The organism is Brachybacterium kimchii, from assembly GCF_023373525.1.
Lineage (GTDB): Bacteria > Actinomycetota > Actinomycetes > Actinomycetales > Dermabacteraceae > Brachybacterium > Brachybacterium kimchii.
The window spans coordinates 3,745,391-3,758,765 of sequence record NZ_CP097218.1; the positions used below are offsets into that span (position 1 = coordinate 3,745,391).

The window sequence follows — 13,375 nt, forward strand, 5'->3', positions numbered from 1 at the left end:
GCTGTCAGTCTGCCGGAAACGTGCGAGTTCCACCGGTACGGGGCGCCGCCGCGCTGGGATCGAGGGCGTCAGGACGCCCGATGCGCGGCGCGCGCATCGGAACTCGCACCACCTCGGAGAGAAGCTCATGCCACGCACTGCAACCGGCGCGCATTCCGCCGGCGCCGCCCTCGATCCCGTATCTGCCGATGCCCTGGACAGGCGCGCCCGCAATGCGGATCCGGGAGGTTCAGGCCCCCGAGACGCTCCGGCCGGCCCCAGCGCTGCACCGGCGAACGCTCCTCACGGGCTCCTGATCGCGGTCGCGGCCTTCAGCTGTCTCGTGGTCGCGCTGCAGCAGACGCTCGTCGTGCCGGCGGTGCCGCAGTTCCCGGCACTCCTGGGCACCACGCAGGAGGCGGTCGGCTGGCTGGTGACCGCGACGCTGCTGACCGGTGCGGTCGCGACCCCGATCATCGGCCGTCTTGCAGACCTGTTCGGCAAGCGCCGCATGCTCGTGCTGTCCATGGCATTCGTGCTGCTCGGCTCCGTCATCGCGCCCTGGGGCGGGATCGGGACGCTCGTCCTCGGACGTGCACTCCAGGGCCTGGGCACCGCTCTCGTGCCCGTCGCGATGGCGCAGATGCGGGACAGCCTGTCACCGCACCGCGTCGGCGGGGCGCTCGCGATCCTCTCGGCGACGCTCGGCGTGGGCGGGGGGATCGGTGTGCCGCTCGGCGGCGTGATCCTCTCGTCCATCGGCTGGACGGGGATGTTCTGGACCTCCGCCGTGCTGTCCGTGGCCGCGATCCTTCTCATCGCCCTCGTGTTCCCCGCGAGCGCCCCCGCCGATCCTCGTGGCCGCTTCGATCTGGTGGGTGCGGTGCTCCTGTCCATCGCACTCACGTCTCTGCTGCTGGCCGTGTCGCAGGGGAACACATGGGGCTGGGGGAGTCCCGCGTCGCTCGGCAGCCTGCTCGTCGGCGTCGTCTCGGCCGTCGCGTGGGGCGCGTTCGAGCTGCGTCAGGCGTCGCCGCTGGTGGACCTGCGCACCTCGGGCTCGCGTCCGCTGCTGTTCACGAACACCGCCTCGATCCTGATGGGGATCCTCATGTTCATGAATCTCCTCCTGACCACCCGCACTCTGCAGAATCCGACGACCGAGGGCGGTTTCGGGTGGAGCGCGAGCGCCGCAGGTCTCGCGATGCTCCCCAACGCGGCGGCCATGTTCGCCGTGGCGGCGCTCACGGCCCGGCTGGCCGCACGGTTCGGCCCGCGTCCCGTCCTCGAGATCGGCGGTGTCGTCACGGCGCTCGGGTATCTGTTGCGCCTGCTCGTGACGCCGAGCGCACCGGTCGCGATCGTGTGGACCACCCTGATCGGCATCGGCGTGGGCATCGCGTACGCGGCGATGCCCATGCTCGTGGTCCGCTACGCGCCGCCGCGCGAGACGGGATCGGCCAACGGGGTCAACGCGCTCATGCGCGCCATCGGCTCGGCGATCGCGAGCGCACTGGTCGCCGCGATCACCGCCGGCTTGGTCGCCGAGGCCGACGGCGGCATCGTCCCGTCGGCCACCTCGCTCGGGACGATCGCACTGATCGGCCTCGTGCTCAGCGCGGTGAGCACAGTGCTCGCGTCGTTCGCCCGTCGTCAGGGCGAGAGGCATGATGGCACCGTGCCGTCCGCGGAACGATGAAGGAGTCCTCCATGACCACGAACGCATCGACCGCGCGATCGGGTGCGCTCGCCGACGGAGCGATCGACACGCATGCGCACGTCTACCCGGCCGCCTACCTCGATCTGCTCGAGGAGTGCGGGGCCGATCCCTCGACGACGGCCATCGCCCGGAACCTGGGCGCCGACTCCAGCGACGCGGACCTGTCCGAACGGCTGCGCTGGATGGATGCCGCCCAGGTCGGCGTCCAGGTCCTCGCCGTCACGCCCCAGAGCCCGTCGCTCCCCGACCCCTCGGCCTCCGCGGTCGCGGCCCGCTGGATCAACGACGAGTACGACAGGATCCGGCGTGCTCACCCGGATCGGTTCCTGCTGTACGGCGCGCTGCCCCTGCCGCACGTGGAGGCGTCGCTGCGCGAGCTCGAGCGGATCGCCGGCGAGGAAGGGGTCGTCGGCATCTCCCTGCCGGCGGTGCTGCCCGACGGCGCCTCTCCGGCCGACGCAGCCTTCGAGGAGGTGTGGGCCGCTCTCGACGCGCTCGGGACCGTGGTGAACATTCATGCGACCGGGAGCGGGGCTCGATCCCCGCTGATCACGGATTGGGGCCTGGACTGGGTGAACGGGGCACCCGTCGAGGATGCCATCGCCACCCTTCAGCTGATGAAGGCGGGGATCCCGCAGCGGTTCACTCGTCTCACCCTGCACATCGCCCACCTGGCCGGCGATCTCCCGTTCCTGGTCCGGCGGCTCGAGGACAACTACGAGGACTGGAACGCGTTCCCGGCCTCGCCGTCGACGACGCTCGCCTCCCTGATGGTGGATGCGGCGAACTTCTCCGAGCCGTCGCTGCGGGTGACCGCAGAGGTCCTGGGCGCCTCGCGGATCATGGTCGGTTCGGACCACCCGTACTTCCAGCGCGAGAAGTATGTGCGCGCGGTCGATTACGTGCGCTCCGCGCAGCTCGACGACGAGGCGATCACCGGGATCCTGCGCGGCAACGCCGAGCGCCTGTACGGCGGGAGGATCTGAGGGGCGACCGGGGGCAGGACGCCCCTCAGAGGGTCACTTCTTCTTCGGGTCCTTGGTCACCGGGACGTCCGCGGGCAGCACCTCCGCGTACTCCTCGAGGATCTTCTTGCCGCCGCCGTCCTCCCAGGCCTTGAGCGCCTTGGTGAAGTCGTCGATGGTCTTGCGGCCCTGGATGACGTCGTCGCGCACGTCGTTCAGGCGAGTGCTGAGCTCCGTGCCCTTGGAGGAGGCGGTGTCCGAGTACAGCCCCTTGATCGGGGACTGCGAGGCATGCTCGAGCAGCTTCTTCTCCTGCTTGTAGATGTACTCGGAGTCGTCGGCGATCGGGTTGTAGATGACGCCCTCGCCGGCGGCCATGATCTCCAGTGCGCTCTGGAGGCCGGGCACGTTCGTCTCGCCGTCCTCGGTGAGCACGTAGTTGCCGTCCTCGACCTCGTACTCCTGGCCCTCACGGCCCCAGTTGACCGTCATGTACTCCTCGGTGCCGAAGGGAGCCGAGAGGTAGTTGATGAGATCCAGCAGCTCCCGGATCTTCTTCTCGTCGTCGGTCTTCTTCAGCGGCGTGAAGCCCACGGTCCCGTAGCCCATGTCGTAGACCTGGGTGCGGTCCGCGTCCGCGGCGAACGGGATGAGGATGTCGGCGAGCAGGTCCTTGTTGTAGTGGCGGTACTCGGACGCGCCGCGGGGGCCGACGGACACGATCGCGCCGATGGTGCCGTTGGCGAAGTACTGCGAGGACTCGGCGAGGTTCAGGTCCGGGTAGAACACGCCGGCCTTGAAGACCTTCTGCGCGTACTCCAGGGTCTCGAGGTACTCGTCGGTCTGGTACGAGGCGGTGAGAGTGCGGTCCTCGTTCACGCGGTAGCCCGTGGGCACCCCGAACCATTCGCCGAACATGTGGAAGGCGTTGGGCAGGAAAGGCTCGAGCGCCCAGCGCTTGCCCTTGATCGACACGTCCTTGCACTTCTCGAGGAACTCGTCGGCGTCGTTCGACTGGAAGCCGTCGACCTCCTTCCACACCTCGGGGTTGCCCAGGTAGACCTGGCCGAACGGGGTCGAGGGGATCGGGGCGCCCCAGATCTTGCCGTTGACCACGGCGGTGCGCCACGAGCTCGGGGTGAGCGCCGCGAGGTTCTTCCACTCGAGGACGGCATCGCCCGAGAGGTACTCCGTGAGGTCGGTGAACTGGGACTCGAGCATCGGGCCCACGTTCGGGATGCCCTGATTCGGTGGGACCCACATGAGGTCGGGAAGTTCGCCGGAGGCGAGGATCGTCGCGAACTTGTCCGGGTAGGAGTCGATGACGACCTGCATCTTGAGGGTCCCGCCCAGCTCCGAGTTCAGGTTCTTCCAGAACGGGTTGGACTTCATCGGCGGCGGGGGCGTCGCGAAGGTCTGCGTGAGCGCCGAGATCGTGCCCGAGGTGATCGGCTTCTTCTCGGTGGTCCTCAGGAGCTTCTGGGGCGCCTTGAGGAAGACGTTGTGCAGGCCCTTCTCGTCGCCCTTCAGATCCGGGGTGAGGCCCTCGAGCGCCTTGTAGGTCGGAAGCTCGACCTCGGCCGACTTCTTCGCACCGCCGGACCGGCTGGAGCTCGCGGTGCAGGCGCCCGCGCCGATGGCGACGGCGGCGGCGCCTCCTGCGGCGAGGAGCTGACGACGTCCGATCTCGAAGCTCATGGTGTGTCCTTTCGTCATGACCGCGGCGGAGCCGTCGCGGAGCGTGGGGGAGGGGAGGGAGTGTCGAGCTGCGCAGAGGGCGTCTGCGCTGATCAGCCCTTGATGGCGCCGGTGATGACGCCCTTGGAGAAGTACTTCTGGAGGAACGGGTAGACGACCACGATGGGCGCGAGGGCCACGACGACGACGCCCATCTTGATCGACTGCGGAGGCGGCGCCTGCGAGACGCCGAGGGTGTCCGCGGTCATCGAGGAGCCCTGGATGACGTAGCTGCGCAGGATCATCTGGATGGGCCAGAGCGACTGGTCGTTGATGTACAGCAGGGCGTTGAAGAACGAGTTCCAGAACCCCACCGCGTAGAACAGGCCGATCACGGCGATGACCGCTTTGGACAGGGGCAGCACGATCCGCAGCAGGATCGTGAAATCGCTGGCGCCGTCGATCTTGGCCGACTCGAGCAGCTCCTTCGGGATGCCCATGAAGAACGAGCGCATGACGATGAAGTTGAAGCCCGCGAACAGGCCCGGCAGGATCAGCGACCAGATCGTGTCCAGCAGGTGCAGCTCCTTGACCATCAGGTACATCGGGATCAGGCCGGGGCTGAAGAACAGGGTCACGATGATCGCCATGAGCATCGGCTTGCCGAAGAGCACCGGGCGGCTGAGCGCGTAGGCCATCGTGATCGTCACGAACAGCGCGAGCAGCGTCCCCACGAGGGTGATGAACGCGCTCACGCCGATCGCGCGAAAGACCAGCGGGCTCTTGAAGATCGTGCGGTAGGCCTCGAGCGTCGGGTCGGTCGGGAACAGGACGTACCCGCCCGCGTCGCGGATCTGGTCGCTCGAGGCGAAGGAGGTCGAGACGACCACGAGCATCGGCACCACGATCGAGATCGTGACCACCGCGATCAGGAGGCCCTTGAGGATCGACAGGCCGGGAGAGGGCTTCTCCATCCATGCGGCGCGCTCGCTGCGGCCGAGGGCGCGAGACCAGATGCGCTCGTGCAGGGAACGGTCGTCCCTCATGGCTCGGGTCGACGGGCGGGCCGACGGGGCGGCGGCGTCGTTCTCGTCGATCTCGGGGGCCGGGATGGTCGTGTGCTCGCTCATCGTGCGCTCCCTCGGTAGATGCCGTCCTCGCCGAGCATGTGGGCGAACTTGTTGGCCAGCAGGACGAGGATCGTGCCGACCACGCCCTTCGCGAGTCCGGCGGCCGCGCCCATCGACCAGTCGCCGCCGATCACGCCCGTGTAGTAGGCGTACGTGTCCAGGACCTCCGAGGCGTCGGCCCCCACGGCGTCGCGCTGGAGGATGAACTGCTCGAAGCCGACGGTGAGGATCGAGCCCAGGTTCAGGATCAGCAGCAGCACGATCACGGGGCGCATGCCCGGCAGCGTGATGTGCCAGGTCCGGCGGAACCGGCCGGCGCCGTCGGCCGCGGCCGACTCGTAGAGCGAGGGATCGATGCTCGCGAGCGCCGCGAGGAAGATGATCATTCCCCAGCCGGCGTCCTTCCAGACGTTCTCGAGGGCGATGAGCAGCGGGAACGTACTGGGGTTGGTCATGAAGGGGATCGCCTCCATGCCGTGGGTGAGCAGGAACTTGTTGATGAAGCCCGCGCCGCCCAGCATCTGCTGGAACAGGGCGATCACCAGCACCCACGAGAGGAAGTGGGGGAGGTAGACGATCGACTGGAAGGCCCTGCGCAGGCGCGGGGTGACCATCGAGTCGACGACGAGGGCGAGGACGATCGGCACCGGGAAGAAGAGCACGAGCTGGACGACCGCGAGGATCAGCGTGTTCTTCAGGGCGAGGAAGAAGCGGCTGTCGTCGAACAGGTCGATGAAGTTCTGCATCGCCATGTACGGCGCCTCGGTGATCTTGAGGTAGGGCTGGTAATCCTGGAAGGCGATCACGTTGCCGAGGATCGGGATGTAGAAGAACAGCAGCAGGCACAGTGCCCCGGGGACCATCAGGACGAGCATCTGCCAGTCGCGGCGCAGGCGCACCCCGAACGAGTCCTTGGGCTTCCGCGGAGTGCGACCCCTCCTGCTGCGACGGCTCTTCTCTCCGCTGCGGCTCGGGCTGCTCCCTCCCTGCGCCTGCAGGGCGATCGCCTCCTCCTCCGCGGCTGCGGCCGGCATCGTCTGGATCATGGCTCTCCTCGCAGTTCATGCGACGGCCGGTCGGCCTCCCTGCCAGGCCTCGCTGCTTGACAGGCTGTGCATGACCGTAAATGATCTTGGTCGCTGTGTAAATCCATTCACCGAATCGTGATCATCCGAGACGCCTGATGGAACTCTCCATCTGCTCGAACGCCGCAGGCCATAGGGTCCTCGTGCGGTCCGATGACCGACTGGGGATGGGAGGACGCGCGAGCGTCGACCCCCGGACCGGGCGGCGACCCCCACCATCGCGAAGGAGTGTGGTCCCCATGGAGGACCTGCGGATCGGCATCATCGGCTACGGCGCCCGCGGCGGGCTCTCCCGCCATGCGCACAGGCCCGGGGAGGGGTCGCGGGTCACCGTCGTCGCCGATCCCTCGGAGCGGGGCCGCCAGGACGCCCGCGCGCGCTACGGCGACGAGGTCGCCTACGTCGCGTCCGTCGACGAGCTGCTGGCCGAGCACGAGGTCGATGCGGTGATGGTCCTGGCCCCCGACTTCGCCCATGCCGGGATCGCCCTGCAGACCCTCGGCGCCGGCATCCCCACCTTCACCGAGAAGCCGATGGCGATCCGCGTCGAGGACACCGACGCCATGCTGCAGCTCGCGATGGAGAAGCGCACCCGCCTCTTCGTCGGCCACAACATGCGCCACATGCCCGTGATCCGCCAGCTCAAGGCGATCGTCGACTCCGGGCGGATCGGGCGGGTGCGAGCCATCTGGTGCCGCCACTTCGTGGGCGCCGGCGGCGACTTCTACTTCAAGGACTGGCACGCCGAGCGGGAGCGGGCCACCAGCCTGCTGCTGCAGAAGGGCGCCCACGACATCGACGTCATCCACTGGCTCGCCGGCGGCTACACCCGCCGCGTCTCCGGCATCGGCGACCTCGCCGTCTACGGCGACATCACCGACCGACGGGACAACTCCGACCGCCGGATGGGGGACTGGTACGACACCGCGATCTGGCCCCCGACCGCGCAGAAGGACCTCAACCCCACGATCGACGTCGAGGACATCTCGATGCTCAGCATGACGCTCGACAACGGCGTGCTCGCCTCCTACGAGCAGTGCCACTTCACGCCCGACTACTGGCGGAACTACACGGTGATCGGCGACGCCGGCCGGATCGAGAACATGGGCGACGGCGGCGGCGACCAGATCCACATCTGGGAGTCCCGCAGGAGCGGCCCCGGCCACCCGGACGCCGTCGAGGTCATCGACCGCGGGGACGGCGGCCACGGCGGCGCCGACCCGAACCTGGTGGGCGAGTTCCTGCGCTTCGTGCGCGAGGGCGGCGCGACCGACGTCTCCGTGATCGCCGCGCGCGAGGCCGTCGCCACCGGCGTTTTCGGCGCGGAGTCCATCCGCCACGGCGGGGTTCCGTACGACGTGCCGGAGGTGCCCGCCGAGGTGCGCGCCTACTTCGACGGCGGCCAGGCCTGAGGCCCGAGGCCGGAGACCTGAGACCAGAGGGCTGACCTCTCACCTCACCCGACCACGCCGAGGGCGGCGAGGGCCTCGCGAACGTCGGCGTCCGCGCTCGCCCCGGCGTGCAGCGGCCAGGCGGCCGCGACGAACCCGTCGGGCCGCACCAGCAGCAGCCGGTCGGGTCGGGCGCTGCCCGTGGGATCGGCCGGGAGCGTGAAGGGGCCCTCGATCCAGTCCGGCACGGCGGGCGGACGCTCGGCGCGGGCGCCGTGGACAAGCAGCCGCCAGCCCATCGCGCGCAGGTGCTCGGCGTTGTGGGGTGTCGGTGCCAGGCGCACGCCGACGATCCGGTCGCGCGCCCAGCGGGGGAGGGGGACGCCCTTCGCCACCGGGCGGTAGCGGATGCGGTACTGGCCGAGCCATCCCGCGATGCGCGGGCCCTGCGAGGAGGCGAGAAGGCGCGGCGCGAGCGCTCCGGCGAGGTCCCGCAGCCTCCGCCGCGCGAAGGCGTGCACCGGGCCGGTGCGTGCGATGACCCCGAACGCGCTGTCCGTCGCGCGGATGAGGGTGAGCGCGACGGGGCGGCGCTCGGCCTCGAAGTGCTCGATCGCGCGCGGCGCCAGATGCCCCGCGGCGATGTCCGCGAGCAGGTGGGCGAGGCCGTGGGCGTCCTGCAGTCCGGTGTTCATGCCCTGACCGCCGACGGGCGAGTGCACATGCGCGGCGTCCCCCGCCAGCAGCACGGGGCCGACCCGGAAGCGCTCGGCCACGCGATGGTGCACGCGGTAGGAGGAGAACCAGTCCAGGTGCGCGAACGTGATCCCCAGGTCCTCCTGTGCCCCCGCCAGCGCCTCCTGTGCGGTGGGGTGCGCCGCGCCGTGCAGCCAGATCAGACGGGCGTGGCCGTCCGAGCCCATGGGGAAGAGCACCGCGAAGCGGCGCTCGCCGAAGCGCGCCGAGAGCGCCGACTCGGGCACCCCCTCCACGCCGCGCAGGTCCGCGACGCAGAAGGTCGCGTCGTCCGTGACGCCCTCGAAGGCGAGGCCCAGCTGATGGCGCACGGGCGAGCTCGCTCCGTCGGCCCCGATCAGCCAGCGCGCACGGATGCGCTGCGGCCCCGTCGGCCCGTCCACGATCGCCTCGACGCCGTCGGGTGCGTCGGGAGCGCCGACGAGGAACGAGCGCAGTTCGTGCCCGTACCGGACCGGGCACCCCTCCTCCTCGAGCGCTGTGGAGAGCAGGTGCTCGGTGCGGGACTGCTCGAAGATGTGGACGCCGGGGAACGGCGTCCATCCCTCCTGCAGGGACGTGATGTCGAGGCGCACGGGTGAGGCCGCGTCGCCGATCTGGATGCCGGTGGCGAGGGCGTCGGCGGCGAGCACGGGCCCGGAGAGTCCGAGCTGGTCGAGGATCTCGAGGCTGCGCGCCTGCACGACGAGCGCTCGCGACTCCCGCGTGGGGCCGTCCTTCGCGTCGATCACGAGGGTGCGCAGTCCGCGCCGGTGGGCGACGAGGCCCGCCATCAGGCCGGTCGGGCCGGCGCCGACGACGAGGACGTCGTACGGGCGACTGGGGTTCTGCGGTGACATGACGGGCGCCTCCTCGGGCCGGACCCGGGTCCGGGCACCAGCCTAGTTCCGCCCGTGCACGGCCTGCCGCCCGTTGATCACCTCGAGCAGGCGCGCGGCCTCGTCGCGGCCGGCGTCGCGGCCGGGCCCGAACCAGCGGCGGGTGTCAGCCGGCGGCGCCGCGGCCGTGAGGATCTCGCGGACGGCGGCGGTGGTGACCTTGTTCAGGTGCGTGGAGACGTTGATCTTGGTCATCCCGGCGGCGACCGCGTCGCGGATCCCCTGGTCGCTCACACCCGAGGAGCCGTGCAGCACGAGCGGCACCTCGACCCGGTCGGCGATCGCGCGGATGAGGTCGAGATCCAGGGACGCGTCGCGGGTGGTCATCGCGTGCGAGGAGCCGACGGCGACGGCGAGCAGGTCCACCCCCGTGTCCGCGACGAACTGCGCGGCGTCGCCCGGGTCCGTGCGGGCCGAGGGGTCGTGCACGCCGTCCTTGCCGCCCACCTCGCCGAGCTCGGCCTCGACGCTCACGCCGCGCGCGTGCGTCTTCGCGGCGACCTCCCGGGTGCGGGCACGGTTCTCTGCGTCGGGCAGCTTCGAGCCGTCGTACATGATCGAGGTGAAGCCCAGCTCGAGCGCCTCGTCCACGAGGTCGAGGTCGTCGGCGTGGTCGAGGTGGACGACGACGTCCTGGGTGCAGCGCCGGCCGATGTCGAGGGTCGCGAGCGCGATCGGAGCGAGTGCGCCGTGGTACGTCGCGGCGTTCTGGCTGATCTGCATGACGATCGGCAGGCCGGTCGTCTCCGCTGCGGCGGCGAAGGCCTCGGCGTTCTCGAGGTGGACGACGTTGAAGGCGGCGAGGCCGCGGTGGGCGGCGCGGGCCTGCTCGGCCAGCGGCGCGAGGGCGCTGAGGGTCATGACTGCTCCAGGGGGTGAGAGGGAGGCACGGGGGCCGCGGAACCCGGGGCCGACGGCACGGCCGGTGCGGACGGGACCTGCTCGACGGCGATCGCGCCGCACAGGTCCTGCGCGAGCGCCCGGTCGATCTCGCCGGCGACGGGCCGCGTCACGGCGCTCGCGCTCACGGCGACGGCGCTGCGCAGCAGGTCGGGGAGCAGGACGCCACGGGCGAGGGCGCGGGCGGCGGCGGCGACGGAGGCATCGCCCGCGCCCGTCGGGTTGCCGCTGAGAGTGCGCGGCGGCTGCGCGCGGAGGGCGGCGTCGGCGGTGACGGCGAGCATGCCGTCGGCTCCGAGGGAGCACAGCACCGCGCCCGCGCCGAGCGCGATGAGCGAGCGGCAGGCGGCGATCGGGTCGTCGATGCCGGTGGCCGCGCGCACCTCGCCGAGGTTCGGCTTGAGAAGCGAGGAGCCCGCGCGTGCGGCGTCCAGCAGGGCCGACCCCGAGGTGTCGACGACGACCGGCAGTCCCGTGCTGCGCAGCTCGGCGACCAGGGCGCTCACGTCCTCGCCGGTCATGCCCGGAGCGAGGGATCCGCCGATGACGACGACGTCGGCTCCCCGCGCGTGCTCCCGGGCGACCGCGAGGACGCGGTCGCGCTCGTCGGGGGAGAGCAGCGGGCCGGGCTCGTAGAAGCCGGTCGCTCCCTCGGGGTCGACGACGGTCACGGTGCGGCGGGTCGCCCCCGCGACGCGGGTCCACGCCTGCTCGACGAGCCTGTGCGGGGCGGCGCCGCGCGCGTCGGACCCGTCGCCCCCGTCGAGCAGCCCCACGAGCTCCTCGCCGGAGGCGCCGCCGACGGGGCCGACGAGCACCGAGCGCTCGCCGAGCGCGGCGAGCACGCGGGCGACGTTCACGCCCTTCCCTCCGGCGATGGTCCGCACCCGCTGCACGCGCTGCTCGCCGTGCACGGAGACGGGATCGGCGACCTCGTAGGTGACGTCGAGCGCGGGGTTCGGGGTGAGGACCAGGATCATGACGCGCGCACCATCCCCGCCAGCCCGGCGCCCTGGCAGCCGGCCCACATGCCCAGCGACGAGGGGAGCACCGGGGGAGTGGGCACCACGCCCAGGCGTCCGGAGATCGACGCCTCGAGGGTGTCCAGCACGATCGGCCCCCCTTCGGCCAGACCGCCGCCGATGACGACGGGCAGCGTGCCCACGCTCGAGATGATCGTCGCGAGCGCCTGACCCAGGGTGTCCAGGGCGCTGAACAGGATCTTCTCGGCGTCCGCGTCGCCCGCACGGGCGCGATCCACGACGGCGCGGGCGGCGGGGCGCCCGCCGTCGGTGGTGACGAGGGAGTGGGCGTCGGGGTCGATCTGCTCGGCGAAGCGGCGGCCGATGGCGGAGGCCGAGGCGACCTCCTCGAGGCGCATCGTCCGCCCCGTGAACGGCTCCTCGACGCGCACCTGTCCGATCTCGCCGGTGAAGCGGTCGCCGAAGACGGCGCCGTCGTGCACCACGGCCGCGGCGATCCCGGTGCCGATGGGGACGAAGATGAGGTCGGCGAGCGGCGGGGCGCCCGCGCCGCCCGCGGCGGGGAGCTGGGGGAACAGGCGTCCCGCGCCCCAGGCCGCCTCGGCCATCCCGCCCGCCCGCACGTCGTGCGCGAGGGCGAGCGGCGCGTCGAGGCGCTCGCGCAGCAGCTGCCCGAGCGCGACCTCCTTCCAGCCGAGGTTGACGGCGAGCTCGACGACCTCGCGCTCCTCGTCGATGATCCCCGGCACCGCGACGCCCACGGGGGCGTCGGCATCGAGGTGGGCCAGCCCGCGCAGCCGCGCCGCCTGCTCGGCGATCATCGCGGCCAGCTCGGCCGGCTCGTGCGGCGTGGGCAGCGAATAGGGGACGGTGAGGGCGCCGTCGGGCGCGACCGCACCGATCTTCGTGCGGGTGCCGCCGACGTCGACCCCGATCGCGGGGCGCGCCGGGGCAGGGGGCATCGTGCTCGTCATCGGTGCTCTCAGCCCAGGTGGACGGCGCGGGTGAGGTGACGCGGGGCGTCGGGGTCCAGGCCCTTCGCCTCGGCGCGGCGCACGGCCCACAGGTGGACGGCGACGAGCTGGGCCAGCGGATCCAGGTCGGAGGCGACGAAGGCGGATCCGGCCTGCTCGGTCTGCGCCGCCAGCCCTTCCGGCGCGGGGCCGAACTGGTAGGTGATGCGGCCGGGCTGGGCGATCGCGATCGGCCCGTGCCGGTACTCCATCGCGTAGTAGGACTCGGTCCAGGACTGCGAGGCCTCGCGCATCTTCAGGCCGGCCTCGTCCGCGAGGCCCTTGGTCCATCCGGTGCCCAGGAACGTGATCTGGTCGGCGTCGATCCAGGACTGCTCGATCTCACGGTCCAGCACGGTCCTCGCGTCGGCGACGGCGCCGCTCAGGTCCTCGCCGAGGGAGGCGCGCAGGAGGGCGAGGGCGCTGGTGGCGAATCGGGTCTGGACGACGGACGTCTCGTCGGCGAAGCCGAGGACGATCTCGGCATCGGCGTGCTCGCTCGCGGGGCCGTCCGCGACCGCGGTGGGCAGGACGCTCGGCGTGCCCGGGCCCCCCGGGGCCCCCGAGACGTTCTTCAGCACGTCGATGATCTCGGTGGTGGTGCCGCTGCGGGAGAGCGCGATGACGCGGTCGTAGCTGCGGGCGGGGGAGACCTCGGTGGGGGTGAGGGCGTCGGTGACGCCCTGGCCTGCGGCCTCGCGGAGCTTCGCATAGGCGATCGCCATGAACCACGAGGTCCCGGCGCCCACGATGAGCACGCGCTCGCCGGGCGTCGGCAGCAGGTCGCGCACCTCGGGCAGCAGGTCGATCGCCTGCTGCCAGGTCTCGGGCTGGGTGCGGAGCTCGTTCTCGGTCGCGCTGATCATCGCGTCTCCTTCGGGTGGGGCGGTGCTCGTGG

The 13,375-nt window shown here is 71.3% G+C and carries 11 protein-coding genes; 3 read left to right on the forward strand and 8 right to left on the reverse strand.

Annotated features, from left to right (window positions below):
- Positions 1 to 127: 127 nt before the first annotated feature.
- Positions 128 to 1,678 carry an MFS transporter gene (locus tag M4486_RS17030; RefSeq protein ID WP_249478515.1) on the forward strand — a complete coding sequence of 517 codons (1,551 nt, stop codon included), beginning with the start codon at positions 128 to 130 and terminating at the stop codon, positions 1,676 to 1,678.
- A gap of 11 nt (positions 1,679 to 1,689) precedes the next feature.
- Positions 1,690 to 2,685, forward strand: a complete 996-nt coding sequence (locus M4486_RS17035; RefSeq protein ID WP_249478516.1) for an amidohydrolase family protein — start codon at positions 1,690 to 1,692, stop codon at positions 2,683 to 2,685.
- Between the two features lie 33 nt (positions 2,686 to 2,718).
- On the opposite strand, the gene M4486_RS17040 is transcribed toward M4486_RS17035, so the two are convergent.
- The 3 genes from M4486_RS17040 to M4486_RS17050 all read right to left on the reverse strand — a co-directional run bounded on the left by M4486_RS17040 (position 2,719) and on the right by M4486_RS17050 (position 6,517).
- Positions 2,719 to 4,362: a type 2 periplasmic-binding domain-containing protein gene (locus M4486_RS17040; RefSeq protein ID WP_249478517.1), complete on the reverse strand. Its 1,644-nt coding sequence runs from the start codon at positions 4,360 to 4,362 to the stop codon at positions 2,719 to 2,721.
- A gap of 92 nt (positions 4,363 to 4,454) precedes the next feature.
- Positions 4,455 to 5,387, reverse strand: coding sequence for a carbohydrate ABC transporter permease (locus tag M4486_RS17045; RefSeq protein WP_429798345.1), 933 nt, complete (start codon positions 5,385 to 5,387; stop codon positions 4,455 to 4,457).
- Between the two features lie 80 nt (positions 5,388 to 5,467).
- Positions 5,468 to 6,517 carry an ABC transporter permease gene (locus M4486_RS17050; protein ID WP_429798307.1) on the reverse strand — a complete coding sequence of 350 codons (1,050 nt, stop codon included), beginning with the start codon at positions 6,515 to 6,517 and terminating at the stop codon, positions 5,468 to 5,470.
- A 278-nt stretch (positions 6,518 to 6,795) separates the two neighbouring features.
- Here M4486_RS17050 and M4486_RS17055 point away from each other — a divergent pair, with 278 nt between their 5' ends.
- The gene (locus tag M4486_RS17055; RefSeq protein ID WP_249478519.1) at positions 6,796 to 7,968 is read left to right on the forward strand and encodes a Gfo/Idh/MocA family protein; all 1,173 of its coding nucleotides are present in this window, start codon (positions 6,796 to 6,798) and stop codon (positions 7,966 to 7,968) included.
- 44 nt (positions 7,969 to 8,012) lie between these two features.
- Here M4486_RS17055 and M4486_RS17060 read toward each other — a convergent pair whose 3' ends face one another.
- From M4486_RS17060 to M4486_RS17080, 5 genes are read right to left on the reverse strand one after another with little or no spacing between them, the layout of a single operon-like run.
- On the reverse strand, positions 8,013 to 9,542 hold the full coding sequence (locus tag M4486_RS17060) for an FAD-dependent monooxygenase (RefSeq protein WP_249478520.1): 1,530 nt from the start codon (positions 9,540 to 9,542) through the stop codon (positions 8,013 to 8,015).
- A 42-nt stretch (positions 9,543 to 9,584) separates the two neighbouring features.
- Positions 9,585 to 10,442 carry a class II fructose-bisphosphate aldolase gene (locus M4486_RS17065; protein ID WP_249478521.1) on the reverse strand — a complete coding sequence of 286 codons (858 nt, stop codon included), beginning with the start codon at positions 10,440 to 10,442 and terminating at the stop codon, positions 9,585 to 9,587.
- Positions 10,439 to 11,461 carry a 1-phosphofructokinase family hexose kinase gene (locus M4486_RS17070; protein ID WP_249478522.1) on the reverse strand — a complete coding sequence of 341 codons (1,023 nt, stop codon included), beginning with the start codon at positions 11,459 to 11,461 and terminating at the stop codon, positions 10,439 to 10,441. The genes M4486_RS17065 and M4486_RS17070 overlap by 4 nt, the downstream gene beginning before the upstream one ends.
- Positions 11,458 to 12,426: an ROK family protein gene (locus M4486_RS17075; RefSeq protein WP_249478523.1), complete on the reverse strand. Its 969-nt coding sequence runs from the start codon at positions 12,424 to 12,426 to the stop codon at positions 11,458 to 11,460. The genes M4486_RS17070 and M4486_RS17075 overlap by 4 nt, the downstream gene beginning before the upstream one ends.
- Positions 12,427 to 12,446: 20 nt before the next feature.
- Positions 12,447 to 13,343 (reverse strand): SIS domain-containing protein, encoded by an 897-nt coding sequence (locus M4486_RS17080; protein WP_249478524.1) that lies wholly within the window; start codon positions 13,341 to 13,343, stop codon positions 12,447 to 12,449.
- Positions 13,344 to 13,375 lie beyond the last annotated feature (32 nt).

Bases quoted from the DNA above. Each gene is read 5' to 3' on its own strand.
- M4486_RS17065 (WP_249478521.1), bottom strand. From the start codon at position 10,442: ATGACCCTCAGCGCCCTCGCGCCGCTGGCCGAGCAGGCCCGCGCCGCC.
- M4486_RS17030 (WP_249478515.1), top strand. From the start codon at position 128: ATGCCACGCACTGCAACCGGCGCGCATTCCGCCGGCGCCGCCCTCGAT.
- M4486_RS17050 (WP_429798307.1), bottom strand. From the start codon at position 6,517: ATGATCCAGACGATGCCGGCCGCAGCCGCGGAGGAGGAGGCGATCGCC.
- M4486_RS17075 (WP_249478523.1), bottom strand. From the start codon at position 12,426: ATGCCCCCTGCCCCGGCGCGCCCCGCGATCGGGGTCGACGTCGGCGGC.
- M4486_RS17080 (WP_249478524.1), bottom strand. From the start codon at position 13,343: ATGATCAGCGCGACCGAGAACGAGCTCCGCACCCAGCCCGAGACCTGG.
- M4486_RS17045 (WP_429798345.1), bottom strand. From the start codon at position 5,387: ATGAGGGACGACCGTTCCCTGCACGAGCGCATCTGGTCTCGCGCCCTC.
- M4486_RS17055 (WP_249478519.1), top strand. From the start codon at position 6,796: ATGGAGGACCTGCGGATCGGCATCATCGGCTACGGCGCCCGCGGCGGG.
- M4486_RS17035 (WP_249478516.1), top strand. From the start codon at position 1,690: ATGACCACGAACGCATCGACCGCGCGATCGGGTGCGCTCGCCGACGGA.
- M4486_RS17070 (WP_249478522.1), bottom strand. From the start codon at position 11,461: ATGATCCTGGTCCTCACCCCGAACCCCGCGCTCGACGTCACCTACGAG.
- M4486_RS17040 (WP_249478517.1), bottom strand. From the start codon at position 4,362: ATGAGCTTCGAGATCGGACGTCGTCAGCTCCTCGCCGCAGGAGGCGCC.
- M4486_RS17060 (WP_249478520.1), bottom strand. From the start codon at position 9,542: ATGTCACCGCAGAACCCCAGTCGCCCGTACGACGTCCTCGTCGTCGGC.